Origin of the sequence: Bradyrhizobium sp. SHOUNA76 (assembly GCF_023006445.1) — a bacterium.
Lineage (GTDB): Bacteria > Pseudomonadota > Alphaproteobacteria > Rhizobiales > Xanthobacteraceae > Bradyrhizobium.
Genome location: NZ_JALBHA010001138.1, coordinates 1 through 513, shown reverse-complemented (window position 1 = coordinate 513; position 513 = coordinate 1). Strand labels below are relative to the sequence as shown.

The window sequence follows — 513 nt, the reverse complement described above, 5'->3', positions numbered from 1 at the left end:
GGCGCGGCCCGCGTCGCGCTGCGCCAGCTCGCGCCAAAGCCCTATTCGATCGACCGCGTCGAGACGCTGGCTGCAATCGACCGCTTCCTGAAAGCCACTGGCGATTGCGAGATCGCATGGCTGTCGGATGGCGTCGACACCGGCCGCGGCGAGGACTTCGTGCAGGGCCTCGGCAAGACCATCGGCGAGCGCAGCCTGACCGTGTTCGAAGGCGGCACCTCCTCGCCGCTGGCGCTGGTTGCGGCCGAGAACGCGGCCGCCCGGATGACGGTGAAGGTGCTGCGCACCGACAGCGGCATCGCCGTCGGCACCGTGCGCGCGCTGGACCAGAAGGCCTCGCCGATCGGAGAAGCCCGTTATACCTTCGGCCCGCAGGACAAGGAGACCGACGCTTCGTTCGATCTGCCGGTCGAGCTGCGCAACGACATCACCCGGCTCGAGATCTCGGGCGAGCGCTCAGCCGGCGCGGTGCAGCTGCTCGACAAGCGCTGGCGCCGCCGCGCCATCGGCATC

Annotated in this window: 1 pseudogene; it reads left to right on the top strand. The window is 70.0% G+C overall.

Going from position 1 to position 513, the window contains the following annotated elements:
• Positions 1–513 (top strand): annotated as a pseudogene (locus tag MOV74_RS40170) (LytTR family transcriptional regulator); the annotation flags it as partial.